We start from the raw sequence: 23486 nt of genomic DNA, 5'->3' as shown, positions 1-23486 counted from the left end.
CCTGCCGGGTGGCGCGGGCCTGCCCGGCGGAGCGGGCACGACCGGCGGAGCGGGCAGGAGCGGCGCTGCGGGCCTGACCGGCGGCGCGGGCATCACCGGCGGCGCGAGCCTGGCCGGCGGGGCGGACAGGAGCGGTGGTGCGTTGCGGGTCGTCGTCGTTGACGACCACACCGTCATGCGGGCCGGAGTCGTGGCTCTGCTCGCCTCCGAGTCCGGCATCGAGATCGTCGGCGAGGCGGGCGACGGCCGCGCGGCCCTGGACCTCGTCGAGCGGCACGCGCCCGACGTCGCCCTGGTCGACCTGCGCATGCCCGTACTGGACGGGGTGGCCACCACGACCGAGATCGTGACGCGCTTCCCCCACACCCGGGTGCTGATCCTCACCACCTACGACACCGACGCCGAGATCGAGCGCGCGGTGGAGGCCGGGGCGATCGGCTACCTCCTGAAGGACACCACCCGTGAACAACTGGCCGACGCGATCCGCTCGGCGGCCCGCGGCGAGACCGTGCTGGCTCCCCGGGTCGCCGAGCGGCTCGTCGCCCGGATGCGCCAGCCCGCCCAAGTCCCGCTCACAGCCCGCGAGTCGGATGTGCTCAACGCGGTCGCGGACGGCCTCACCAACGCCGAGATCGGCCGCCGCCTCGTCATCGCCGAGGCCACCGTGAAGACGCATCTGCTCCGGCTGTTCGCCAAGCTCGACGTCAACGACCGTACGAGGGCGGTGGTGGTGGCGATGGAGCGGGGGTTGTTGCGGCGGCCGTGAACCTCAAGCCCGAAGCCCCGATCGCCAAGCGCCAAGCCCCAAGCCCCAAGCCCCAAGCTGATTGTTTCCGGCCCGGGCTTTGCCATCCTTTTACAACCCGTCCTGCCGCCCCCTCGTCTCTCCGCACGAACTGTCACCCCGCCCGCCGACCGTCGGGCGGACCGACGAAGGAGTGCGATTCCATGCGCCGAACTGTCCTGAGCGTCCTGGCCCTCGCGGGCACCGCCGTACTGCTGGGTGGCGGGCCCGCGTTCGCGGACGGGCCCGCGACCCCGAGCCCGGTCGCCTCGGACGCCGCGCCCTCCACCCGTCCCGCGCAGAGCGCGGAGCCGACCCGGGCCCCGGCCGAGGACCAGGTGTCGGTCCGGCCGAGCGGCGCGCCCGACACCGGTGTGGCGGCGGCCGGCTCGTCCGGGACCGGCGGCACGGCGGTCGGCGCGGGCGCCGCCGCGGTGCTCGCCCTGGGCGGCGGCACGGTCTTCGTCGTGCGCCGCCGCCGGGCGACCGGGGCATGAGCTCGTTCTCCAGGCGCGCGTTCACGGCCGGGGCGCTGGCGTCCCTGCTGACGGCGTGCACGAGCCACGAGGGCGTTGAATCCCGGCCTGCGGACGCCACTGGGCCGGTCCCGGCGAAGCGGGCCCGCCCCCTGGCCCGTTCGGTCCCGGTCCGGCTGCTGATCCCGGCCATCGGCGTAGACACCCCGGTCATCCGGCTGGGGCTGGCGGCCGACGGCACCGTGCGGGTCCCGCCGGTCACGGCCCACGACCGCGCGGGCTGGTACCGGCACTCGCCGACGCCCGGCGCGAACGGGCCGTCGGTGATCCTCGGCCATGTCACGGTCGGCTCGTACGGCGACGGCGTCTTCCGCCGGCTCGACCGGCTGCGCCGGGACGACCGGATCGTGGCGCGCCTGGAGAACGGCACCGCCGCGGAGTTCGCCGTCACGGCGGTGCGGACCGTCCCGAGAACCGACTTCCCGGCCGACGACGTCTACGGGAACGTGGACCGCCCGGAGCTGCGGCTGATCACCTGCGGCGGAGCACGGACCGGCGACGGCTATGCGGACAACGTGATCGTGTTCGCGGCGCTGAGCGGCACGAAGTCCCCCACCTCTGGAGAGCGTTGAAACGGTCCCGTGAGAAGGCGGCGTCCGAGCTGTTCGCCGCCCTCTACCCGCGCCTCGCCGGCTGGTGCCGCCGGCTCGTCGACGACGACGGGACGGCCCACGAGATCGCCTCGGAGGCGTTCACCCGGCTCTGGGCCCGCTGGACGTCCGTGGAGGAACCGCGCGGGTTCCTCTACGTCACCGCGGCCAACCTGGTCCGGGACCACTGGCGCAAACTGGAGCGCGAGCGCCGGGCCATGCACCGCGTCACCTCGGAGGCCGCCGTACGCCCCCACCCCGAACAGGCCGATCCCTCGGTGCGGCTGCTCGTGCAGTCGCTGCCGGAGCGACTGCGCGTCCCGATCCTCCTCCACTACTACGCTGACATGCCGATCCGGGAGGTGTCCGCGCTGACCGGACGCAAGGAAGGAACCGTCAAGGCCGACCTGCACGCGGCCCGGGAACTGCTCCGCGCCCACCTGAGGAGAAGCCTTGACCACACGCCTTGACGACGACGGCCCGCAGTCCGGCGCCGACGACCCGCTCGCCGTGATCCTGCGCCCCTCCTCCCCCGACTACCTGGGCGCGCCTCCCGGCCAGTTCGAGACGATCCGCCGCCGGGCGAGCCGCCGCCGTCTGCTGCGCACCGCGGCCGGGGCGGGGCTGTGTTGTGTCGCGGCCGCCCTCATCGCCGTACCCCTGCGCGACACGGCACCCGAACGCCCCGCGACCCCGACGATTCCGATGGCCCCGCCCACCTCCAGGACGGCGCCGCCCACCCCCTCGGCGTCCCCCAGCCCCGCGCCGTCTCCGTCGGACTCCCGCCCCTCGGAGTCCCGTCCGCCGGGTTCCCCTCCGTCGGCCCCGGGCCTGCCCCGGCCGGGCACGAGCGACCCGGCCACCGACGAGGAGAGCGGCCCGGCGGCCGTGTCCCGCATCCCGTCGACCGCGCCCACAACGGTGCGGCCGGTGCCGTCCAGCGCCCGCACGAGCACAGACCGCGGTACGACGGACAGCAGCCGCTGACCTGCGCAGGAGGCCGCCGGGGTCAGCCCCCGCCCGTCGCCTCCGCACCCGGTAGCCTGGGCGTATGGCACTGGCATGCAACGCCCTGCCTCACTGCTTCCTCTGACGCCGCGGTGAGGACGGCGACGTGAGTCGCTCACGTCGCCGTCCTCGGCGTACCCGCCCCCCGGCCGCCGGTTCACGGCGAGCCGGCCGGCGGGCGCCGACGTCTCACCGTCCGCCGCCCGCGCGCGCATCACCGCCCCACCGCGGTGCGCCGCGTTCCGAGGAGCACCCTTGCCTTCCGACCGACTCCTGTCCGTCCTGACCTGCCCCCTGTGCCCGGCCGCCCTGCGGCGCGCCGACGGCGCCCTGCGCTGCGCCCGGCGCCACACCTTCGACATCGCCCGCCACGGCTACGTCAGCCTGCTGACCGGCCACCGGCGGGCGCCGAGCGCCGACTCCCCCGACATGGTCCGCGGCCGGGCCGCGTTCCTCAGCGCCGGGCACTACGAACCGCTGGCCCGTACCCTCGCGGGACTCGCCGGGGAACTGGCCCCGCCGGACGCCACCGTCCTGGACGCCGGGGCGGGCACCGGTCATTACCTCGCGGCCGTGCTGGACGCCCTCCCCCAGGCCCTGGGGCTGGGGCTGGACAGCTCCGTGCCCGCCCTGCGCGCGGCGGCCCGCGCGCATGCCCGGGCGGAGGCGGCCGGCTGGGACGTATGGCGGCCGTGGCCGGTGCGCACCGGCTGCGCCGACCTCGTCCTCAACGTCTTCGCACCCCGCAACGGGCCCGAGTTCCACCGCGTCCTCGGCCCGGACGGCGCGCTGCTCGTGGTCACCCCCACGGCTCGCCATCTGCGCGAACTGCGCGTGCTCACGGGGCTGCCGGACGTCGACCCGCTGAAGGAGGACCGTCTGCGCCGGACCCTGGGGGCGCGCTTTCGGCGCGAGCGGGCCGAGCCGCTGGAGTACTCCATGAGCCTCACGGCCGGGGAGGTCACCGCCCTGATGACCATGAGCCCGGCCGCGCGTCACATCGACGCGGCGGAACTGCGGGACCGGGTGGCGCGGATGGCGACGCCGGTGAGGGTCACCGCCTCGTTCGTCACGTCGGTGTACCGCCCGCGTCCAGGCGCTGCCGCTGGGCCGTCGTGAGCGTGTGAATCATGAGGGCGGCGGCCACGGCCGCCGCCACGATCACCAGGTCGGCGGCGAGCAGGGGCCAGACCTCGCTGTAGGCACGGGCTATGACCTCGTCCGTGTCGTCGGCGTAGATGATCCCCACGCCGCCGGCCAGGCCCGCCAGCCACAGGCCCCACCACCAGTTGACGACGGCGGGCAGCCGCAGCTCGGGGAAGACCGAGCGGTGGACGTCCGCGACGACGCTCCGGGGTATCCAGAGGTTCACGACGGGCACGATCCAGCCCAGCCAGAGCCAGGGGTAGCCGTAGCGCGGGGCCGTGCCCGACAGGGTCTTGGCGTTGTCCCGCACCTGGTCCAGCCAGAACAGGAACGCGAGCGCGCACACGGCCGTGACGGCGCTGCCGAAGGAGGCGACCAGGTGGTAGGAGTCCTCCAGCGCGTTCAGCGGGCGGTGCACGCCCTCGCCCTGGTCGGGCGGGCCGGACGCCGGCTGCCCCGCGAGGGAGAGCCGGAGGTGCCAGACCGCCCGGGCCACCCAGGCGAGCGCGGCCAGGGCGAGGGCCGCGACGGCGCAGCGGGCGGCTCCCCGGACAGGGCGCAGGACGGGGCCGGGCGGGGCCGGGGTGGAGTTCTGTTCGATCACTCGATCATCCTGCCGTACGCAACTCCGAGGCCCGTCCCTCCCCGTCGAACCGCACTTCCAGGACGTGGTCGACGGCGTCCCGGTCGAGGGGGCCGAACACGTGCGGGAAGAGGGTGGCCCCGCTGACCCCGGGCGGCGGGGCCGGGGCCGCCGCCTCCCACTCCACCCGGGCGGTGAGCCGCGTCTCGTCGAGGGCGAGCACCAGCAGGGGCCCGGCCTCATCCCGGTAGAAGGCGTTGACGACGGCCAGTGTGGTCGCCTCGTCCGGGGAGCAGTGCACGAAGCCCTCCTCGGCGAGGGAGCCGGGCGCGTAGGTGGGGCCGGTGGCGGTGGTCCAGGCGGTGCGCGGTACGACGTGATAGATCATGGCCCCGTTATAGACGGCGAAGGGCGCCCGGGGAGCGCCGGGAGGCCCGGGAGCTTCAAGGCGGCGACGGTGCGCCGGGTCGCCTCGGCGATCAGGGCGTCGGAGGGCTCGGCGGTGCGGGCGGCCCGGTCGGTCATGACGGCCAGGACGAGCGGGCCGCCGCGGGGCGGGTGGACGACCGCGATGTCGTTGGCCCGGCCGTGGTCGCCGGTGCCGGTCTTGTCGGCCACCTTCCAGTCCGCCGGGAGCCCGGCCCGGATGCGGCGGGCCCCGACGGCGGTGGCGTTGCGCTCCAGCCAGCCCATGAGGAGCCGTCGTTCACGGGCGGGCAGGGCGGTGCCCAGGAGCAGTTCGCGGAAGTCGCCGGCGATCGCCTCCGGGGTGGTGGTGTCGGCGGGGTCGTCCGGCGGCACGTCGTGCAGTTCGGGCTCGTAGTGGTCCATCCGGCTCGTGGTGTCGCCGAGCCCGCGCAGGTAGGCGGTGAGTCCGGCGGGGCCGCCGATGTCGCGCATCAGCAGGTTGCCGGCCGTGCCGTCGCTGAAGCGGACGGCGGCGTCGCAGAGTTCACGCAGGGTCATCCCGGTCGCGACGTGCCTTCCGGTGACGGGCGCGGTGGAGCGCAGGTCGGCCTCGGTGTAGGTGACACGGCGGTCCAGCCCGGCCGCGGAGCGGTGGTGCAGGACCGCGGCGGCGGCCAGTGCCTTGAACGTCGAGCAGAACGCGAAGCGTTCACCGGCCCGGTGCTCGACCGTGGCACCGGTACCGGTCGCGAGGGCGTAGACCCCGACGCGTGCGCCGTACTCGCGCTCCAGATCCGCCAGCCGGGGGCGGTGGACACCGGCTTTGCCGGACGGCGAACCGGTGGGCGGCGCGGTGCTCCGCAGCCTCGCGTGGTCGGCCGGCCGCTCGTCCGTGCCACAGGCGGCGAGCGGCAGCAGGGCCGCGGCGGCCAGCAGGGCACGGCGCGAGGGAGGTACGCTCCGGTCGGGGATCATTCGGGCTCCTTCACCGGTGGGGCCGCGCTCACGCGGAGTCGTCCGGGACCGTGGACAGCAGGCTGTGGACGATCGGCCCGGCCGAGCCGCCGCCGGTGACGCCCTCCTCCACGACACAGGCGACGGCGACGTTGCCGCGGTGGGCGACGAGCCAGCCGTTGTTGTCCTGGTCGTCGGAGACCTCGGCGGTGCCGGTCTTCGCGCCGATCTCGCCGGGCAGGTCCGCGAGGACCTTCGCGGTGCCGTCGGTGACGGTGGCGCGCAGCATCGCGCGCAGCTGGGTGACGACCTTGGGCGGGAGCGGGGTGGTGCGCGTCCCGTCCTCGGTGCCGGCGGTGAGCGAGGGCTGGTGGAAGGTGCCGGACACGGCGGTCGCGGTCACCGACGCCATGATCAGCGGGTTGGCCTGCACCCGGCCCTGCCCGATCATCGAGGCGGCCTTCTCCGTCGCGTCCTTGGGCACCGGCACCGAGCCGTCGTAGGTGGGTGCCCCGACGTGCCACTCCTGGCCGACCCCGAAGTACGTGCGCGCGACCTCCCCCAGCCGTCCGTCGTCGAGCCGGTCGCGCAGGCTGATGAAGGCCGTGTTGCAGGACTCGGTGAAGTCCTTGCGGAAGGTGGCCCCCGGGTGCGCGGAGAGCTCCACGTTCTGGAACCTCTTCCCCACCGTGAGGTACTTGGGGCAGTCCACCACGTCGTCCGGGGCGACGGCGCCCTCGATCAGCAGGGCGCTGCTGGTGACGATCTTCCAGGTGGAGCCGGGGGCGTAGGTGCCGGAGAGCGCGCGGTTGAAGCCCGTGGACGGGGAGTTGGCGACGGCCAGGATCTCGCCGTCGTCGATGCGCAGGGCGACGAGCGCGGCGTTCTTGCCCTGCGCCCGGGAGGCGAGGGCCTTCTCGGCGGCGGACTGCCAGTCGGCGTCGAGGGTCGTGCGGGCGGGGCCCTTGTCCGCCCGGAGCGTCTTCGCACCGAAGGACGCCTCCGTGCGCTCCACCTCGCCGGTGGTCCGGTCGACCAGGCGGATCGCGCCGCGTGCGCCGGACTCCTCGCCGCCCCCGGCGAGCCGGGTCATCAGGGGCGCTAGGGAAGGGAAGGCGTCGCCGGTGAGCCGCGTGCCGCCCCGGTCGGTGACCTCGGGCGGCTCGGTCTCCTCCCGTTCCAGGCGGAACTTCTCGGTGTCGCTCAGGCGGGGGTGGACGAGGGACAGCCGCCAGTCCACCTTCCAGGTGCCGTCGCCCTGTTCGCGCAGCGGCAGCTTCGACTCGTAGGTCCAGGTGCCAAGGCCCGTGACGGGCATCCGCGCGGTGAACGGCACCGCGACCGTGCCGTCCCCGGTCTCGGTCGCGGGCTTCGCGGTGAGCTCGGGCTCGTCGATGTCGAGTCCGGTGGTGAAGCTGTCCAGCACCCGCCGCGCCGTGCCGGGACTGGTCGTACGGCCCGCCGCGCTCTCCGTGCGGCCGGCGGCCCAGTCGGCGAGGAACGCGCGGGCCTGTTTCCCGGCCGCCGGGTCGGGCCCGGTGTCCCGTTCGAAGGGCCCGAGACCGGCCGCGTACGCCCCGCCCGCGACGGCGGCCAGCACCACCGCCCCGGCGACGAGGGCCCGCCCGGTCCTCCGGCGCGGCCCCGGGCCGCCGGTGGTGACGCTGGAGTGGTCGACGTGAGTGTCCATGGGCCGAGAACAGCAGCGGCCGGGCACTCTGTCCAAGACCGGTATCGATGTCGGATCAATATCCAGCCGATATGATTGCTGCTCGTGGACCTGGTGCGGCACCTGGAGTGCTTTGTGGCTGTTGCAGAAGAGTCACACTTCGGCCGTGCCGCAGCCCGCCTCGGCATCGCCCAGCCGCCGCTCTCGCAGCGCATCCAGCGCTTGGAGAGACACCTGGGCGTCCGGCTCTTCGAACGCACGAGCCGGCAGGTGACCATCACCGAGGCCGGGACGCTGCTGCTCGCCGAGGCCCGGGAGGTGCTCGCCCGCTCCGAGGCGCTGATGGCCACCGCGCGCCGTATCCGCGACGGCGAGACCGGCCTGCTGCGGGCCGCGCTGCCACCCGACGTGTCCGGCGAGACCGTCGCCGCGCTGCTCGCGCGCTTCTCCGGCACCGCCGCGGGCCTGGAACTGGAACTGCACGAACTGCCCACCGCCCAGCAGCTGGAGCGGTTCGCCGCGCACGAACTGGACGTCGGGCTGATCCACCACCCCTGCGACGTCTCCGGCCTTGAGCTGGGCCCGGTGCTGCGGCGGGAGCTGGGCGTCCTGCTGCCCCGGGACGCGGCGGCGGCCGGGCTCGACGAGGTCCCGCTCGCCTCGCTCACCGGCTACGACCTGATCCTCTTCCCCCGGGCCGGCGCCCCCGCCGTCTACGACGACCTCCTGACCGCCTGCGCCCGCAACGGCTACACCCCACCCGCCGTGCGCCACGCCCAGGGCACCAGCTTCGTCCGCGGCCTGGTGCTGTCGGCGCGGGCGGTGGCGCTCAGCCCGCGCGACGCGCACGGCCAGGGGGAGAGCGACCAGCGGCCCGGCCCGGCCCCCGGCGTGGTCTGGCGGCCCCTCACCGGTGCCCCGCTCGCCCTGCGGCACTCCGTGGCCTGGCCCGGTGGGCGCGGGGACGCCGCCGTCGCCGCGTTCACCGACGCCGCCACGCGGGCGCTGCGCGACACCGCCGGGGCGAGCCCCGATCTGCCCGCCCGCCCGCTGCATCTGCGCCCGGCCTCGGAGTACTGGCTGTGACCGACGCCCTCGCCCGCATCCACGCGGCCTTCGCCGACGCCGGGGTCACCGGACGGCTGCACGCCCTCGACATCGACTCCGGCGCGCAGCTCGACGCCGGAGCGGACCAGCCCGTCTGCACCGCCAGCGTCCACAAGCTGTGTCTGCTCGTCACGCTCCACGAACAGGCCGCCGCCGGACTCCTGGACCTCACCGAGCAGGTGGAGTGCTCCCCGCGCGCCCGAACCACCGGCCCGACCGGCCTCGCGGCGATGCTCGACGGCGCCCGGCTGTCCCTGCGCGACCTCGCCTACCTGATGATGTCGGTCAGCGACAACGCGGCGGCCGACCTGCTGCTGGAACGCGTGGGTCTCGACGCCGTCAACCGCACAACGGCCCGCCTCGGCCTGAGCCGCACCCTGGCCGTGCACAGCTTCGGCGAACTCCTCGCCACCATCAAGGAGGACGCCGGGCCGGGCGGCGCCGGGTCCCTGGCCGACCCGCTCGTGGTCTCCCGGCTGCGCGCCCTCGACCCGGCCCGCACCAACCGCAGCACCCCGCGCGACATGACCCGGCTGCTGGCCGCCGTCTGGCGTGACGAGGCGTGCACGCCCGAGCACGGGGCGGCCGTCCGCCGCATCCTCGGCCTCCAGGTGTGGCCGCACCGGCTGGCCTCCGGCTTCCCCTTCGACGATGTGCACGTCGCGGGGAAGACCGGCAGCCTGCCGACCGTGCGCAACGAGGTCGGCGTCGTCGAATACCCCGACGGGGGCCGCTACGCCGTCGCCGTCTTCACCCGCACGGCCCGCACCTCCGCGCTGCTGCCCGCCGCCGACGCCGTCATCGGCACGGCGGCCCGCCTGGCCGTGGACGCCCTGCGCGCTCCCTGAGCCGCCCGGCCTCGCCGGATCAGAGCTGGAACTCCGCCGGATTCACCCCCAGCGCCGCACAGGCCTCGCGCAGGACCGCCGCCTCGGCCTGGGAGAAGTGGCCGTCCGCGCCGGCGATGACGATGCCGGTCTGGATCACCGCTCTGGCCTCCGTGGGCTTCTTGGCGGTCTTGGCGATCTCCTGCATGGCCTCCGACTTGCCGTGCTGGAAGTTGGCGGTCAGCTGGTCCACATGCTTGTTGAAACGCGTCCGCAGCTGCTCCGGCGGGAAGTTCTGCAGGACGTCGTTGCTGAGGATCATCGACTCGACCTGCTGGCGCTCGGCCGGGTCCACACTCCCGTCGGCCGCCGCGACCAGGGCGCACATCGCCATGCTCGCGTCCCGGTACGCCCCGCTCTTCAGCTCGTTCTTCAACGACCCGAGCTGCGTCTTCAGCAGGCCGACCAGCTCGGCCTTGCCACCGCCACCGGACCTCGCCGCACCGCTGCCGTGGCCACCGGCACTGTGCCCACCGCTGCCGTGCCCACCGGTCGCCGCGCCCCGTCCGCCCTGCCCCTGCTGGAGAGCCTTGGCCTGGTCCTTGAGCCGGTCCCACATTGCCATTGACGTCACCTCGGTACTAGTAGGCCTCACCCGGCGCACCCGCTCACGTGCGCACACCCGTCCAACGCCCGGCCCCCGGGCAAAGTTTCCGCAAAACGAAACGGAGACCGCCCGCACCCGGAAGGGGGTGCGGGCGGCCTTCGTGACAGAGCGTCAGGTGCGGTCACGTGAGCGGAGCGTCAGGCGTTGTCGCGTGAGCTGGGCTTCAGGCGGGGGGCGAGGCGGAACGCCGCGAAGCCCACCGCCGCCAGGGCCGCCGCCGCCGCGAGGAGGAGGCCGATGCCGCCCGCGCCGGTGGAGGCGAGGCTGCCGCCGTCGAGGTCCGTGGAGGTGCCGCCCGTGGTCGAGGTGCCGCCGCCGGTCGTACCGGAGGTGCCGGTACTGGTCGACGGGCTCGGCTCCACGGAGGGGCTCGCGTCACTCGTGGGACTCGCGGACGGGGAGGGGGACCCGTCGCCGGGTCCGGGCTCCGGCGAGCCCTCACCGGGGACGACCTCGACCGCGAACTGGGTCATGGCGTCACCGACCGACGCGGCCACGGTGTACGTGCCCGTGCCCTCACCGGCGGTCAGCGTCGGGGCCGTCGCCCTGCCCGAGCCGTCGGTCTTCACCCGGACGACCCGGTCCTCGCCCTCGAAACGGGGAGCGCCCTCGGCGGTGTCCTCGACGCGGAACTCCACCTCGGTGCCGGCCGGTGCCGTCGCGCCGGACTTGACCACCCGGGCGACGAGCGCGTCCTCGAAGTCCTCTCCCTGCCCGGCCTTCTGCTCGTTGCCGCCGCCGACGCTCACGGTGAACGGCGACTCCTTGACCCGCACGGTGAAGACCGTCTCCGCGCCCAGGGTCTTCGCCCGGACCGTGAATGAGCCCTCCTTGCGGCTGCCCAGGCCGATCCAGGGGGTCTGCGCACGGCCCCGGGCATCGGTCGTCACGACGGTCTCGTCGTCGTCCGGGCCGCCGGTGAGGTAGAAGAGCGGCTTCAGACCGTCCGGGTCCTCGATGGTGAAGGTCACCGAGGTGTCGCCGACCGGCTCGCCGTCCTTGTCCCGGGCCGCCACGGCCAGGGGCCTGACGTCGACACCCGGCTGGGTCGTCACATCGGTGCCGGAGACCTGGACCAGACGGTCGACGGCCGTGGCCTGCCGCCACTGCAGGACGATCCGGCCCGGGCCGCCGGGCGCGTTGACGCCGCCCTCGGCGACCCCGGAGTCGATCGGGTTGTCGGAGGGGGCCCAGAAGGGGTCCTTCTTCTCCGGCGCGGTGTAGTTGCTGCCGACGACCAGCCGGGCGTCGTCGACCCGGGCCGGTTCGGCGAAGCTGGAGCCGCCGCCACCGCTGCCGGTGGCCGGGTCGTTGCCGGTGGACGAGCCGGTCTCGGCACCCGTGCCGCCACCGCCGCCCGCGTATCCGGCACCGCCGCCGCCACCGCCGTAGCGGCCCGCGCCGCCGTCGCCTCCGGCGCCGCCCTTGGCGTGGTCGGCGCCCGCGACGCCGTTGCCACCGCCCGCGCCGCCCCGCGCGCCGGTGGCGCCCTTGCCGCCGCGGTCCTTCTCGCTGCCGTCCTGGGCGTTCTCGCCGCCCGCGGCGCCTGCCTGGCCGTGGGCCATGTCGCCGCCGCCACCGCCACCGCCCCCGGCGACGATCAGCGGAGAGCCGCCGCTGGTGCGGACGGCGCTGCTGTTGCCGCCGCGCTCGCCGCCCCCGACGCCCTTGCCTGCGAGGGCGTCACCGAATCCGGGTCCGCCGACGGCGAGGCTCAGGGCCTCGCCCGGGGTGACCTTCAGGGTGCCGGCGACGAAGCCGCCCGCACCGCCGTACGCCATGGAGTTGCCTCTGCCGCCCTCTCCCCAGGCCCGGACGTCCAGGCTCGTCACCCCGGACGGCACGGTGAAGGCCTGTTCGGCGTCGGTCGGGACGAACAGGCGGCAGCCGGAGAAGCCCTCCGTCGGCGCGCACGCCTTCCCGGACAGTGCCACGCTGCCGACGGCCGTGGCGGCCGGCGCTGCCGTCAGGGCGGTGCCGGCGCTCAGCGCCACGAAGGTCAGGGCCGCGGCGCCGCGCCGGAAACGGGCGCGGCGCGGCACGGCGGAACGGTGATGCGACAAGGAAACTCCCCAACTCGTCACGAACTCCCCCCAGGGAGCCATGAAGTGCTCGATCAGAATCGAACATGACTAGTGGGACAGCTGATCAAACCTGAGACTCTTGGTCAACCGAGAATGGTTGATTCCGGACGCGGGGGCGTCCGTGCAGAGCGCCCGGACGATGTACGTGGCCATGGCGTCGTCGATCGGGTGCTGCTTGGGGCGGCCGTTCTCGTCGAGCTCCTGGTACTTCATCAGGTTCTGCGCGAGAGCCACCTGGCGCTTGCCGTCACGGCTGGACAGCGCGATCGTGCCGGCGCCGAACACCGCCCCGTCGTGGCCCCAGAAGCGGCCGCAGCCGGGCAGTTCGAGGGAGTAGATGCCGAGGCCGTAGTCAATGCCGGAGACAGGGACCGTGCGCGTCATCTCGTCCAGCGACGTCTTCGTGACCAGCTTCCCGCCGAGCAGGGCGCGGTAGAAGCGGTTCAGGTCGTCGGTGGTGGAGACGACCGAGCCCGCGGTGGACGCCCACGACATGTCGTAGATGCTGAAGTCGCGGGGCGGGTCGAGCAGTCCGAACCAGGACTCGTACATCCGCGGGTGCGGGCCCTTGATGTACGGGGTGCGCGGCAGGTACGTGTGGCGCAGCCCGGCCCGGTCGATGACGTGGCGGGCGAGGTAGGTGTCGGCCTTCTGGCCGGTGACCTTCTCCAGGAGCAGCCCGGCGACGACGTAGTTGGTGTTCGAGTACGAGCCCGGGACCGTGCCGGGGCGGCCGGTGGCGGGGGCGGCGAGGCCCATCCGGACGAGTTCCGCGGGGCGTACGGAGCGGAAGCGTTCCTCTTCGAGGCTGTCCGTCGAGTTCTTGGCGAGGGAGGGGAAGGCGCTCACGATGTAGTCGCCGATGCCGCTGGTGTGGTTGAGGAGCATGCGGACGGTGATCTCCCGGCCGCGCTCCCCGGGTATCAGGTCCGGGAGGTAGTCGCCGACGGGTGCGTCGAGCCGGATCCGGCCGCGTTCCACCTGCTGCATGATGCCGACGGCGGTGAAGGTCTTGCTGATGCTGCCCACGCGCTGCCGCATGTCCGGCGTGACGGGCCGTCCGGTGGCCACGTCGGCGACGCCCGAGGCCCCGCTCCAGCGCTCGCGGCCGTCCCGTACGGACGAGAAGACCCCGTACATACCCGCCTCGTGGACCGCGTCCAGCGAGTCACGCAGGCCGGGTCGGTCCAGGGCGGCGGTGTCCCGGCCGGCGGGTGTGCTCGCCTGCGCGGGGGCCGTCAGCACGACGGTGGTGGTCAGCAAGGTGGTGCCCAGAACGGTTCCGAGGAGCCGTGCGATACGCAACTGCTTGTCCCTTCCGTGGTGTTCGACTGTGTCGCTTGTCGACCGCGAATGTTCGAACAGGTCGGGAACATCGTCATGGGTGGCGGACGGTCCTTACATCCTTCGAAGGGATGATCGAAAACCGGCCGCGGACCGCGCGGCACCGCCAGCAGGCCCGACCCCGGGCACGGCAAGGCCGCCTCGGGCATGAGGGGTGACCAACAGACCGCGCGCAGCGCGCAGCGCGCGGTGCGCGGTGCGCGGTGCGCGGTGCGCGGTGCGCGGTGCGCGGCGGCGTCGTGCCGGGCGGGGGGGGGCTCCTCCGCGTGAGCGGGCGATGGCCGCGCTGGCGGGAGATGGCCGGGCGGGGGGGGGGAGATGGCCGGGCGAGGGCCGGTGATGGCCGGGCGAGGGCCGGTGATGGCCGGGCGGGGGCGGTGGTCGTGCGGCGCCAGGGGATGGCGGTCCGGGTTTGGCACGGACTTGCGGCACACGGGCCCGCGGCCCTACGGGAGCAGGCGGGAAGGCCGGTCCCGGCTCCCGAGCGGCACACGCGGGGACGCGACGGCCGGGGCCGGCCTTCCTCTGGGCGCAATCTGCCAGTCCGGGACCCGCGGCGCCTCCGGGGAGGGCCCGAACGAGGAGGGACGGGGCGGTGCTGTGATGATGAGCGCATGTCGACCGTCGCCACGCTCGCGGTGCTGGCCCTCGCCGCGCTCCACGCTTACATCCTGGTGCTGGAAATGTTCCTGTGGACCACGCCGCGGGCCCGGGCCGCCTTCGGCACCACCGCCGAGTTCGCCGCCGAGACCAAGGCCCTGGCGGCCAACCAGGGCCTCTACAACGGCTTTCTCGCCGCCGGTCTGGTGTGGGGCGCGGTCGCGTCCGACCCGGTGGGCTTCCAGGTCTCGGTGTTCTTCCTGGTGTGTGTCGCGATCGCGGGGATCTACGGCGCCGCCACCGCCAGCCGGAAGATCATCTTCGTCCAGACCGTCCCGGCACTGGCCGCCCTGGTCCTGGTCCTGCTCGCGCACTGAGCCGGACCAGAACCAAGACCAGGACCAGAATCAGGGCCAGAACCAGGACCAGGGCCGGACCTTTACAAGCCGTAGCGGCCCTTCAGGTGGCGCCAGAAGTCGCGCAGCATCCACGTGTCGAACTCGGTGATCTGCGCGGCGCTGCCCGCCTTCATCAGGAAGCAGCACTGGCCCGTCGGCGACCAGTCGTAGAAGTCGTCGAGGCCGAAGGTGTGGCCGACCTCGTGCAGGTAGATGTGGATGTTCTCCTGCCCGAGGGCGCCGGTGAAGTACTCCTGGCCCATGCGCTGGCCCCAGTCACCGCCCGCACCGCCCCCGAAGCCCTTGGTCAGCCACAGCGACTGGTCGTAGTGGCGGGTGGCGCCGCCCGGGCACTTCGAGTAGTCGCCGTCCTGGTGGAAGAAGCGCCCGCAGTCCGGGGCGCACTGCGGGGCGCCGGCGCTGTCCAGGACGCCGCTGTAGATGTCGACGGAGTTGTCGCTCCACTGGAGGGTGGAGCGGTTCTTCACGGCCCAGCCGACGATGTTGACCGGGACACTGGTGTACGGCCAGGCGTTGTGCCCCTTGCCGTTCACCACCATCGCGGACATCCACTTGCCGAACTGCCGCTTCAGCGCCGCGTGGATCCGGTCGCGCAGGGCGGCGCTGACCGGGGCGTCCGACTCCCAGCGCACGCAGTAGTTGACGTTACCCCGGTTGGCCATGACCTGGTCCCAGCCGTAGTTCCGGAATCCGTACAGGTCCGGGTAGGTCGACGAGACGTGGTTCCACACCTCGTTCAGGGGCTGGGAGAGGTGGGCCGGCGGATTCCACTCGTCGGCGGCCCGCACCGAACCGGACGCGGGCCCCGACGTCGTACGGGATGTCGTGCCGGACGCCATGCCCGGCACGGATAACGCGGCAGCGAGGATCGCGAGCACGGTGAGCAGCCGCGCGAGCTGTCTGCGCATGGTGATCTCCTCGTGTGGGGAACGGAGGGTGTCCCCCTGAGGTCGTCACCGGCGCGTTCCGGGTTGCCGGGCATACCGGCGGGCATTCCGGGCGCTTTATCTCATTCCGTCGGCGATACTTGGGGCATGAATACGGCAACGTATGCAGAACTGGCGGCGTCGTCAGATCACGCTGTCGCCGTGGCCATCGCCTTCGTCGGCGGGCTGATCGTGGCCTGTGCGCTGATCTGGGCCGTGCGGGTCGGGATGCGGGTCATGGACAAGGACATCCATCACCCCGCCCCGGAAGAACAGCCGCAGATGCCGGACGGCGGGCCGGTTCGCGAGATGCGGGAGATGCGGGAGCCCGACGACGTGCCGGTCGTGACGCGCGACGGGCAGCGGCTCATGCCCCATGAGCTCCACCGCGCGAGCACCAGGACCGGAAAGGACCAGAAACCGCGCCGTTGGTCGCCGGGGTCCAGCGGTTCCTTCGGCGGCGGCGGCCTCGGCCGCACATGACCCTGAGACCGCAGACGCAGAGGAAGGACCAGGGAGGCGACATGGCTGCCCGCCACCGGACCCGCTGGGCGACGGGAGGGGCGGCGCTGGCGCTCGCCCTGTCCGCCGCGCTCACCGGCTGCGGCGGCGACGACACCCCCGCGGACACCGCCAGCAAGGCCGAGTCCGCGGTCGGGTCGCTCGCCTCGGGGGCCTCCGAGGCGATCGAGTCCGCCACGGCGGAGGCCGGACGCCGCCTCGACGACATCCAGGACGGCATCGACGTCAAGGACGACGTCCGCGTCGGCACGCCCGTCACCGGCTCCGACGGCCGGGTCCGGGCCGAGGTCACCGTCCGCAACGCCGACGACTCGACCCGCTCCTTCGCCGTCCAGGTCGACTTCCGGAGCTCCGGGGGCGACCTGGTCGACACCGTCATCGTCACCGTCGACCACGTACAGGCCGGCGAGTCCGCCACGGCCACCGCCCGCAGCACCCACGACCTCTCCGGCGACGTCCGCACCGAGGTGGCCCGCGCCGTGCGCTACTGACGACCCGCGCCCGCCTCCCGCGCCGCCACCACGATGTCGATCTGCTCGCTCATCGCGCTCACCCCGTTCAGGGCGGCGACCGCCTGGAGCCGGTTGGCGCCCGCCGGGAGGCCGGTGCCGGGGGTGCAGCTCCAGGTGCCGTCGGGGGCGGCGGTGCTCGCGCAGGCCTCCTGGTCGTCCTTGTCGCGGACGGTGACCTGGGCGCCCGGGTGGGCGGTGCCGGAGACCTCCGGCCGGGCGCCCAGCGGTACGCCGGACAGCGGGCTGGTCAGGGTCGGCGAGGCCAGGCCCACGGTCACCGAGCACCGGCCGACGGCCCGCGGCACGCCCCGGGCATCGGTGAGGCGCAGCGAGCAGTCCCGCAGCCGGGTGCCAGGGGCGGCGTCGCCGGGGACGGCCAGCACGAAGGGCAGCACGCCGTCCTGCCCGGACACGCCGTCCTGCCCGGAGACCCCGTCCTGCCCGGACGCCCCGCCGCTGACGGTGTACGCGGCACTGCGGCCGTCGGCGGCGACCGAGCCGCGGTAGCCGGACGCGTCGAGCGGTACGCCGGTCACCCGCGTGCCGCGGGGCGCGGTCAGCGTGAGCGTCACGCCCTCGGCGCCCTGGGGGACACCCGCGACCTCGACGATGCCCTCCCGGCCGGGTGCGATCGTCGCCGCTCCCCACAGCCCACCGTCCCGGGCCACCGCGGACGCCCCCGGGACCACGAGCACCCCCGCCACGACGCCCCCCACCACGGCTGCTGTCCTGCTGTACCTGTTCATCGCGGGCGGGGCTCCTTGTCCGCAGACGGCCTGGGGGACACACTTCGCCGACGATCCTCCCGGCGGTCCCGGTGAACGGCACGCCCGGCTGATCCACACGAGTGGGCCACCGGACGACCTCACCGCCCCAGCCAAACCGTCGTGTCCGGCCCGACCCGCCCGTCCTCCAGCGGCGCACTCGTCAGCAACACCTCCCCCGCCGGCAACTCGACCGCCCGCGCCGAGAGATTCGCGACGCACCGCCACCCCTCACCACGATCGAACCTCAGCACGCCGTCCGGGGCGTCCGCCCAGGTCAGCTCCTCCCCGTCGAGCAGCTTGCGGCGCAGCCGCAGTGCCGTCCGGTACAGCTCCAGCGTCGAGCCCTCGACCCCGTCCTGCGCCTCGACGGCGTACGAGGCGAAGCCGGGCGGCTGCGGCAGCCACGCCCCGCCGGACCCGAAGCCGTACGACGGCCCGGTCGTCGTCCACGGCAGCGGCACCCGGCAGCCGTCCCGGCCCTTGCGGACGTGACCGGTCTGCTCCCAGATCGGGTCCTGGAGGACCTCCGTGGGCAGGTCGGCGACCTCCGGCAGACCGAGTTCCTCGCCCTGGTAGAGGTACGCCGAGCCGGGCAGCGCCAGCATCAGCAGCGTGGCCGCCCGGGCCCGGCGCAGCCCCGCCGCCTCGTCGAGGGCCGGGGCGTGGCCGCCGGAGAGCAGCCAGGCGTCGGGGTCGGTGCCGGGCGGCAGCACGAGGCGGGAGGCGTGCCGTACGACGTCGTGGTTGGACAGCACCCAGGTGGCCGAGGCGCCCGCCGCCCGGGCCGTGGCGAGCGAGTCGGTGATGACCTGCCGCAGTTCCTCCGCGTCCCAGCCGGTCTGCAGATACTCGAAGTTGAAGGCCTGGCCCAGTTCGTCGGGCCGGGCGTACAGCGCGCGCCGGGCGCCTGGCACCCACGCCTCGGCGACGGCCATGCGGGGCGGGCGGTAGGCGTCGAGGATCTTGCGCCAGTCGCGGTAGATCTCGTGGACGTCGTCGCGGTCGTAGAAGGGGTGGGTGCCGGGTGGCATGGCGGTGAGTGCCTGCTCGCCGCTCAGTTCGGGGGCGCCGAGGTCGCGCAGGGGTTCGCTCAGGTCCTTGGCGAGGGCGTGGGCGACGTCGACGCGGAAGCCGTCGACCCCGCGGTCGGACCAGAAGCGCAGGGTGGTGCGGTGGTCGGCGCGGACCTCCTGGTTCTCCCAGTTGAAGTCGGGCTGCTCGGGGGCGAACAGATGGAGGTACCACTGGCCGTCGGGCACTCGTTTCCACGCGCTGCCGCCGAAGACGGACTGCCAGTCGGTGGGCGGGAGTTCGCCGTGCTCACCGCGTCCGTCGCGGAAGACGTAGCGGTCGCGGGCCGCCGAGCCGGGGCCGGCGTCCAGGGCCTCCTGGAACCAGACGTGCCGGTGCGAGGAGTGGTTGGGCACGAGGTCGACGACGACCTTCAGGCCGAGGCGGTGGGCCTCGGCGACCAGGGCGTCGAAGTCGTCCAGGGTGCCGAGGCGCGGGTCGACGTCCCGGGGGTCGGCGACGTCGTAGCCGCCGTCGGCGAGTTCGGACGGGTAGAAGGGGCTCAGCCACAGGGCGTCGACGCCCAGGGCGGCGAGGTGGCCGAGGCGGCGGGTGATGCCGCGCAGGTCACCGAGTCCGTCGCCGTCGGCGTCGGCGAAGCTGCGGGGGTAGATCTGGTAGACGACGGCCTGCCGCCACCAGTCGGGGTCACGGGACGACAGGTCGAGGGTGGAGCGCTCGGTCACGCGGTCTCCTTCCACGCGGTCTCCTTCACAGGGCACAGGGGCGACAGCATTGAATCTGTCCAGAATGCCGGGAAAAGGAACCTTCGCGCCGATCGGAGTGATCCATTCCTGCTGTGACGAAAGCGTGATGGCGGCCCAACTTCCTTTGCATCAGCGCAGGTTGACAGCGTGCTGCGGCGCCGCCACGATGGGGCCACTGAGGCGCATGTGACCAATGAGCCCAGTGTTCTCAGACCACTCACCCCCGGTACGGCCCCGGCAGCCGCGCGCTGCCCGCATGCCGCCGGCCGGGTCTGCACACGCCAAGAAATGGGATACGCATGTCCATAGCGAGACGTGTCACCGCGCGACGCCTGCTGGGGACGGGCGCCGCGGCCCTCGCCCTCTGCGCCGCCTCCGCCACGACCGCGTTGGCGCACGGTGCGCCCGGCGGGGACGGCTGGTCGTCCGGCGGCAGCTACCGGCCCGGCACGGGCGCGGGCACGGAGACCGGGACGGATCGCTGCCAGTTCTCGCTCGACGGCACCACGTTCCAGGACTCGGTCAGGGTCGACGACCAGAACCTGAAGCCGACCGACGACGGCAAGGTGCACATCAAGGTCCGCACCGCCGGTGACGCGGCCACCTGCACGGCCTCCCTCGCCTCCTACCTCGCGCACGGCGCCACGTTCGCGACCTCCGGCGAGCAGGTGTTCGTCGACTTCGACACCGTGACGGTCAAGCCGGGCGGCACCGAGTCGCTCGACATCGCCATCCCGGACAAGGGCTGCTTCGGCCAGATCGACCTCTACCGGGGCGCGGTGAAGTTCGACGGCGAGCTCGACGCGAAGGACGGCTTCGTCCACGGCGACCTGCCCAAGGGCCCGGACCGCCCGGTCATCAAGGACAAGCTGATCGCGGCCTGGAACGGCGGCACGAAGGACTGCACCACCCCGCCGCCCGCGGAGGAGGAGCCGCCCGCCTCCACGCCTCCGGCGTCCCCGTCCGAGCCGGCCGAGGAGACCACGCCCCCGGCGTCCCCGTCCGAGCCGGCGAAGCCCTCGGCGCCGCCGTCCTCCGACACGGACACGCCCACCCCGAGCGCCTCCGAGTCGACGCCCGTCGCACCCGAGCCGAACGGCGGTGGCGGCGACCTCGCCGAGACCGGCGCCGACAGCAACACCGGCCCGATCGCCCTCGGCGCGGCGGCCCTGCTGGCGGGCGGCGCGGCCCTCGTTGTGGCGACCCGCCGCCGCGCGACCAAGCGCAAGGCGTAGCAACAGCGGGGCCCTGTGGCCAGGCCAGACCCGGCCCCGAAGAGCGCCCGGTGTGCTGTCGTCCGGCGGCGACAGCACACCGGGCGCAGTCGTACGCCCGCGTCCGCGCCCGCCGTTCCGCTCTCCCGTCAGCCGCGGCCGAGCGGCGGCGAGGGCGTCACCTCTCGACCGTCGCCAGGTACAGCTTCACGTAGCGCTCCACGTCCACGTCCAACCCCACGTCGACCAGCGGCTGTTCGCGCGTGCCCTCGTGGAGTTCCGACTCGCCGGGCCGGGGGCGGCGGTCCACGATCGTCATGCCGCGCGTCGGGCCGGGCGCGAGGGAGACGTCCACCGGGAGGCGGTGGGTCGTCAGGCCCTCCGGGTCGACGACCGCGCACACCGCGCCCGCGTCGCCGAGGCCGCCGGACGTCTCGGAGGGGTCGCCGGGGCGGCTGTCCGGATGGGCCGGACGGTGCGCGAGCAGCTCCCCGGCCAGCCGCGCGCCCGGTTCGGCGCTCGCTCGCAGCCTGCGCACATCCGCTGCGGGGACCACGACCCGCGTGAACACGTCCAGCCCGTACATCGTGATCGGCACCCCGGCGGTGAGCAGGATCGCGGCCGCCTCCGGGTCGTGCCAGACGTTGAACTCCGCGACGGGCGTGGCGTTGCCGACGGCCGCCGCGCCGCCCATGAAGACGATCCGCTCGATGTTGCCGACCACCTCCGGATGCGTGCGCAGGAGCAGCGCGATGTTGGTGAGGGGAGCCGTGGGGATGAGGGTGACCGGGCGCGGGGAGGCGAGGATCTCGCGCCGCAGCAGCGTCACCGCGTCGACGTCGGCGGGCCGCCGGGCCGGCGCGGGCAGGCCCAGGTCGGCCATGCCGTCGTGCCCGTGCACGTGCCGCGCCGAGCGGGGAGCCTCGATCAGCGGCCGCTCGGCGCCCCTTGCGACGGGGATGCGGGGAGCGCCCGCCCGCTCCAGCACGGTCAGGGTGTTGCGGACGACGCCGTCGACGTCCGTGTTCCCGGCCACGCAGGTGATCGCCCGCACGTCGAGCGCCGGGTGCCTCACGGCGAACAGCAGGGCGAGGGCGTCGTCGACACCGGTGTCGCAGTCGATGATCACCGGGATGGGCTGACCGTCCGTCACGGCGGGGACTCCTTCCAGTGGCCCACGCGGGAAAGCTCCGCACCAGCGACCCTACGGCGCCTGCCGTGCCGGACCGCGACACGAACGGACGCGGCGATGACTCCGGCCCCGCCGGACGGTCGTTACGGGCAGCAGACGAGAAAGGAGCCCCGCCATGCCCGCACAGCCACCGACGACCGAACTCGACGCCCGCTACAGCTCCGCGCTCACCCCCCGCCCGGGTGCCCCGGAGGTCACCGCCACCCCCTGGGCCAAGGCGCGAGAGCGGCTGGACAGCGCGGAGATCTTCTGGGTGTCCACGGTCAGGCCGGACGGCCGGCTGCACGTCACGCCCTGCATCGCCGCCTGGCACGACGGCGCGCTGTACTTCTCCACCGGCCGCGCCGAGCAGAAGGCGAAGAACCTGGCGCACGACGCCCACTGCGCGCTGACCACCGGGGCGAACTCCCTGACCGGCGGGCTCGACCTGGTCGTCGAGGGCCGGGCCGAACCGGTCACCGACCGGGCGCTCCTGGAGGAGGTGATCACAGCGCACGAGACGAAGTACGGCCCGCACATCACCTCCCCCGAGGGCACCTTCCACGGCATCGGCGACTCGTTTCGCAGCGGCGCAGCGGTGGTGTACGCGGTGCACCCGGACACGGCGTACGGCTTCGGCCGGGACAACGGGGTGTACAGCCACACGCGTTACACGTTCTGAGACCGCCCGCACCCCGTGGCGGGCCCGTCCCGTCCTACGACGGGTCCCACAGCCCGAGGCCGCGGGCCGCCACGCGGTCGCCGATGCGGCGCAGCAGCTCGTCCCCGGGCAGGGGGTCAGGGCGGCCACCGTCGCGCAGCCGGGGAGCGACGAGGCCGGCGGCGGCCTCCCGCCCGCCGAGCACTTCGGGCGGGTGAGGGAGGGCGGGTGAGGGGAGACGGACGAGGGGAGGCGGGTGAGGGGCGGGGTGCCGGGCCCGTCACCCGGACGGCCCGTATCGCTGGTGGGAGGGCGGGCGCGGTGGTGCCGTAAGAGCACTCACCCGATCTTGGAGAGCCGCCCGCCCGCCCGACGGCGAAGGCGCCTCCTTGAGCCCCCGCAGGAGGCACCCCGATGACCCGTCCCCCGGCCACCCGTGCCCTCCTGGTCTCCGTACTGTCCGTGACCGCCCTGCTGGCCACGGCCGGCTGCTCCGTCGACGACGAGCCGCGGCCCCGCTGGTTCTCCGCCTCCGCGTCCGCCACCGCCGTGTCCCCCGCCGTCGAGCAGCCCGCCGGATCCGGGGCCGCCCTCACCGAGGCGCAGGCACGGGCGGCCCTGGTCACCGAGGCCGACCTCGGCGAGCCGTGGGCGCCGAGCCGGGGCTCGCGGACCTGGCGGGACGGGCTGCTCAAGGCCCGCACGGAGGACCGGGACTGCCAGCGGCTGCTGGACGCCCTCTACACGGAGGAGCCGTTCGGCCCGCCGAAGGGCCCGCAGGCGACGTCCTCGCTCGACGACGGCGACACCGACGCCCAGTTGCACTACCGGGTCACCGCCCACCCCCCGGCCGAGGTGGACCGCACCCTGGACTGGATGAGGTCGCTGCCCGGCCGGTGCGGCACGTTCACGGCGGCGACCACCCGCGGCGTCGTCCAGAGCGTGGAGGTCGGCGAACTGCCGCTGCCGCCGGTGGGAGACGCCCGGCAGGCCCTGCGGATCACCCTGGCCGGCGAGACGGAGGAGGGGGAGCTGACGTACCTCACGGTCGACCTCGCCGCCGTCCGCGTCGGCGAGGAGACGATCACCCTCACCAACGGGGGCCTCGACGAGGTGTACGAGGAGGTCACCCAGCAGGCGGTGCAGCTCGGGGCGCAGCGCCTGGCCGACATCAGGAAGCAGGGCCGGGCGCAGATCTGACGCCCACGG

Annotated in this window: 26 protein-coding genes; 14 read left to right on the top strand and 12 right to left on the bottom strand. The window is 74.1% G+C overall.

Annotated elements, in window-relative coordinates; all coding sequences use genetic code 11:
* Positions 1–109 precede the first annotated feature (109 nt).
* The 6 genes from ACFZDE_RS19535 (at position 110) to ACFZDE_RS19510 (ending at position 4037) form a co-directional block, all read left to right on the top strand.
* Positions 110–766, top strand: a complete 657-nt coding sequence (locus ACFZDE_RS19535; protein ID WP_391201377.1) for a response regulator — start codon at positions 110–112, stop codon at positions 764–766.
* A 182-nt stretch (positions 767–948) separates the two neighbouring features.
* The gene (locus tag ACFZDE_RS19530; protein WP_391201028.1) at positions 949–1281 is read left to right on the top strand and encodes a sortase-dependent protein; all 333 of its coding nucleotides are present in this window, start codon (positions 949–951) and stop codon (positions 1279–1281) included.
* Positions 1278–1892, top strand: a complete 615-nt coding sequence (locus tag ACFZDE_RS19525; RefSeq protein WP_391201025.1) for a class F sortase — start codon at positions 1278–1280, stop codon at positions 1890–1892. The genes ACFZDE_RS19530 and ACFZDE_RS19525 overlap by 4 nt, the downstream gene beginning before the upstream one ends.
* Positions 1889–2380: a sigma-70 family RNA polymerase sigma factor gene (locus ACFZDE_RS19520; RefSeq protein ID WP_390998875.1), complete on the top strand. Its 492-nt coding sequence runs from the start codon at positions 1889–1891 to the stop codon at positions 2378–2380. The genes ACFZDE_RS19525 and ACFZDE_RS19520 overlap by 4 nt, the downstream gene beginning before the upstream one ends.
* Positions 2364–2897 (top strand): hypothetical protein, encoded by a 534-nt coding sequence (locus ACFZDE_RS19515; RefSeq protein WP_391201024.1) that lies wholly within the window; start codon positions 2364–2366, stop codon positions 2895–2897. Before ACFZDE_RS19520 ends, ACFZDE_RS19515 begins: the two co-directional genes overlap by 17 nt.
* A gap of 276 nt (positions 2898–3173) precedes the next feature.
* A complete protein-coding gene (locus ACFZDE_RS19510) occupies positions 3174–4037 on the top strand; it encodes a putative RNA methyltransferase (RefSeq protein WP_391201022.1) in 864 nt (287 codons plus the stop codon).
* Here ACFZDE_RS19510 and ACFZDE_RS19505 read toward each other — a convergent pair.
* From ACFZDE_RS19505 to ACFZDE_RS19490, 4 genes are read right to left on the bottom strand one after another with little or no spacing between them, the layout of a single operon-like run.
* Positions 3988–4668 carry a DUF4328 domain-containing protein gene (locus ACFZDE_RS19505; protein WP_391201019.1) on the bottom strand — a complete coding sequence of 227 codons (681 nt, stop codon included), beginning with the start codon at positions 4666–4668 and terminating at the stop codon, positions 3988–3990. The two genes, ACFZDE_RS19510 and ACFZDE_RS19505, sit on opposite strands and share 50 nt — an antisense overlap.
* 4 nt (positions 4669–4672) lie before the next feature.
* The gene (locus ACFZDE_RS19500) at positions 4673–5035 is read right to left on the bottom strand and encodes a DUF952 domain-containing protein (protein ID WP_391201018.1); all 363 of its coding nucleotides are present in this window, start codon (positions 5033–5035) and stop codon (positions 4673–4675) included.
* Positions 5032–6030 carry a class A beta-lactamase gene (gene bla, locus ACFZDE_RS19495; protein ID WP_391201015.1) on the bottom strand — a complete coding sequence of 333 codons (999 nt, stop codon included), beginning with the start codon at positions 6028–6030 and terminating at the stop codon, positions 5032–5034. The genes ACFZDE_RS19500 and bla overlap by 4 nt, the downstream gene beginning before the upstream one ends.
* 28 nt (positions 6031–6058) lie before the next feature.
* Positions 6059–7699: a penicillin-binding transpeptidase domain-containing protein gene (locus ACFZDE_RS19490; RefSeq protein WP_391201013.1), complete on the bottom strand. Its 1641-nt coding sequence runs from the start codon at positions 7697–7699 to the stop codon at positions 6059–6061.
* A 114-nt stretch (positions 7700–7813) separates the two neighbouring features.
* Here ACFZDE_RS19490 and ACFZDE_RS19485 point away from each other — a divergent pair, with 114 nt between their 5' ends.
* The gene (locus ACFZDE_RS19485; protein ID WP_391201011.1) at positions 7814–8764 is read left to right on the top strand and encodes a LysR substrate-binding domain-containing protein; all 951 of its coding nucleotides are present in this window, start codon (positions 7814–7816) and stop codon (positions 8762–8764) included.
* Positions 8761–9633, top strand: a complete 873-nt coding sequence (locus tag ACFZDE_RS19480) for a serine hydrolase (protein WP_391201009.1) — start codon at positions 8761–8763, stop codon at positions 9631–9633. The genes ACFZDE_RS19485 and ACFZDE_RS19480 overlap by 4 nt, the downstream gene beginning before the upstream one ends.
* A 19-nt stretch (positions 9634–9652) precedes the next feature.
* Here the strand turns inward: ACFZDE_RS19480 and ACFZDE_RS19475 are convergent, their stop codons facing one another.
* The 3 genes from ACFZDE_RS19475 to ACFZDE_RS19465 form a co-directional block, all read right to left on the bottom strand.
* Complete coding sequence (locus ACFZDE_RS19475) at positions 9653–10237, bottom strand: TerB family tellurite resistance protein (protein WP_391201007.1); 585 nt, start codon at positions 10235–10237, stop codon at positions 9653–9655.
* Between the two features lie 179 nt (positions 10238–10416).
* Entirely contained in the window at positions 10417–12342 is a 1926-nt protein-coding gene (locus ACFZDE_RS19470; RefSeq protein WP_391201005.1) for a glycine-rich protein, read from the bottom strand.
* Between the two features lie 69 nt (positions 12343–12411).
* Entirely contained in the window at positions 12412–13668 is a 1257-nt protein-coding gene (locus ACFZDE_RS19465) for a serine hydrolase (protein ID WP_391201003.1), read from the bottom strand.
* A gap of 653 nt (positions 13669–14321) precedes the next feature.
* On the opposite strand from ACFZDE_RS19465, the gene ACFZDE_RS19460 reads away from it, so the two are divergent.
* Complete coding sequence (locus ACFZDE_RS19460) at positions 14322–14684, top strand: DUF1304 family protein (protein WP_391201001.1); 363 nt, start codon at positions 14322–14324, stop codon at positions 14682–14684.
* Positions 14685–14746: 62 nt separating this feature from the next.
* Here the strand turns inward: ACFZDE_RS19460 and ACFZDE_RS19455 are convergent, their stop codons facing one another.
* Positions 14747–15634 carry a hypothetical protein gene (locus ACFZDE_RS19455; RefSeq protein ID WP_391200999.1) on the bottom strand — a complete coding sequence of 296 codons (888 nt, stop codon included), beginning with the start codon at positions 15632–15634 and terminating at the stop codon, positions 14747–14749.
* Between the two features lie 126 nt (positions 15635–15760).
* Between ACFZDE_RS19455 and ACFZDE_RS19450 the strand changes: the two genes are divergently transcribed.
* Together ACFZDE_RS19450 and ACFZDE_RS19445 are read left to right on the top strand one after the other, a co-directional pair.
* Positions 15761–16135, top strand: coding sequence for a DUF6479 family protein (locus tag ACFZDE_RS19450; protein WP_390998837.1), 375 nt, complete (start codon positions 15761–15763; stop codon positions 16133–16135).
* Positions 16136–16176: 41 nt separating this feature from the next.
* Positions 16177–16665 carry a hypothetical protein gene (locus tag ACFZDE_RS19445; protein ID WP_391200997.1) on the top strand — a complete coding sequence of 163 codons (489 nt, stop codon included), beginning with the start codon at positions 16177–16179 and terminating at the stop codon, positions 16663–16665.
* Here the strand turns inward: ACFZDE_RS19445 and ACFZDE_RS19440 are convergent.
* Positions 16659–17432, bottom strand: a complete 774-nt coding sequence (locus ACFZDE_RS19440) for a carboxypeptidase regulatory-like domain-containing protein (protein WP_391200995.1) — start codon at positions 17430–17432, stop codon at positions 16659–16661. The genes ACFZDE_RS19445 and ACFZDE_RS19440 overlap by 7 nt on opposite strands.
* 119 nt (positions 17433–17551) lie before the next feature.
* On the bottom strand, positions 17552–19210 hold the full coding sequence (locus ACFZDE_RS19435; RefSeq protein ID WP_391200993.1) for an alpha-amylase family glycosyl hydrolase: 1659 nt from the start codon (positions 19208–19210) through the stop codon (positions 17552–17554).
* A gap of 320 nt (positions 19211–19530) precedes the next feature.
* Between ACFZDE_RS19435 and ACFZDE_RS19430 the strand changes: the two genes are divergently transcribed.
* A complete protein-coding gene (locus tag ACFZDE_RS19430) occupies positions 19531–20466 on the top strand; it encodes an LAETG motif-containing sortase-dependent surface protein (RefSeq protein WP_391200991.1) in 936 nt (311 codons plus the stop codon).
* Positions 20467–20623: 157 nt separating this feature from the next.
* Here the strand turns inward: ACFZDE_RS19430 and ACFZDE_RS19425 are convergent, their stop codons facing one another.
* A complete protein-coding gene (locus tag ACFZDE_RS19425) occupies positions 20624–21598 on the bottom strand; it encodes a nucleoside hydrolase (RefSeq protein ID WP_391200988.1) in 975 nt (324 codons plus the stop codon).
* A gap of 154 nt (positions 21599–21752) precedes the next feature.
* Between ACFZDE_RS19425 and ACFZDE_RS19420 the strand changes: the two genes are divergently transcribed.
* Complete coding sequence (locus ACFZDE_RS19420; RefSeq protein ID WP_391200986.1) at positions 21753–22298, top strand: pyridoxamine 5'-phosphate oxidase family protein; 546 nt, start codon at positions 21753–21755, stop codon at positions 22296–22298.
* A 34-nt stretch (positions 22299–22332) separates the two neighbouring features.
* On the opposite strand, the gene ACFZDE_RS19415 is transcribed toward ACFZDE_RS19420, so the two are convergent.
* Positions 22333–22482, bottom strand: a complete 150-nt coding sequence (locus tag ACFZDE_RS19415) for a hypothetical protein (RefSeq protein ID WP_391200984.1) — start codon at positions 22480–22482, stop codon at positions 22333–22335.
* A gap of 209 nt (positions 22483–22691) precedes the next feature.
* Here ACFZDE_RS19415 and ACFZDE_RS19410 point away from each other — a divergent pair, with 209 nt between their 5' ends.
* A complete protein-coding gene (locus ACFZDE_RS19410; RefSeq protein ID WP_391200982.1) occupies positions 22692–23477 on the top strand; it encodes a hypothetical protein in 786 nt (261 codons plus the stop codon).
* Positions 23478–23486 lie beyond the last annotated feature (9 nt).

It is taken from the genome of Streptomyces sp. NPDC007929 (assembly GCF_042959065.1).
In the GTDB taxonomy this organism is placed as follows: domain Bacteria; phylum Actinomycetota; class Actinomycetes; order Streptomycetales; family Streptomycetaceae; genus Streptomyces.
This window is presented reverse-complemented; position numbering and strand designations above follow the sequence as displayed.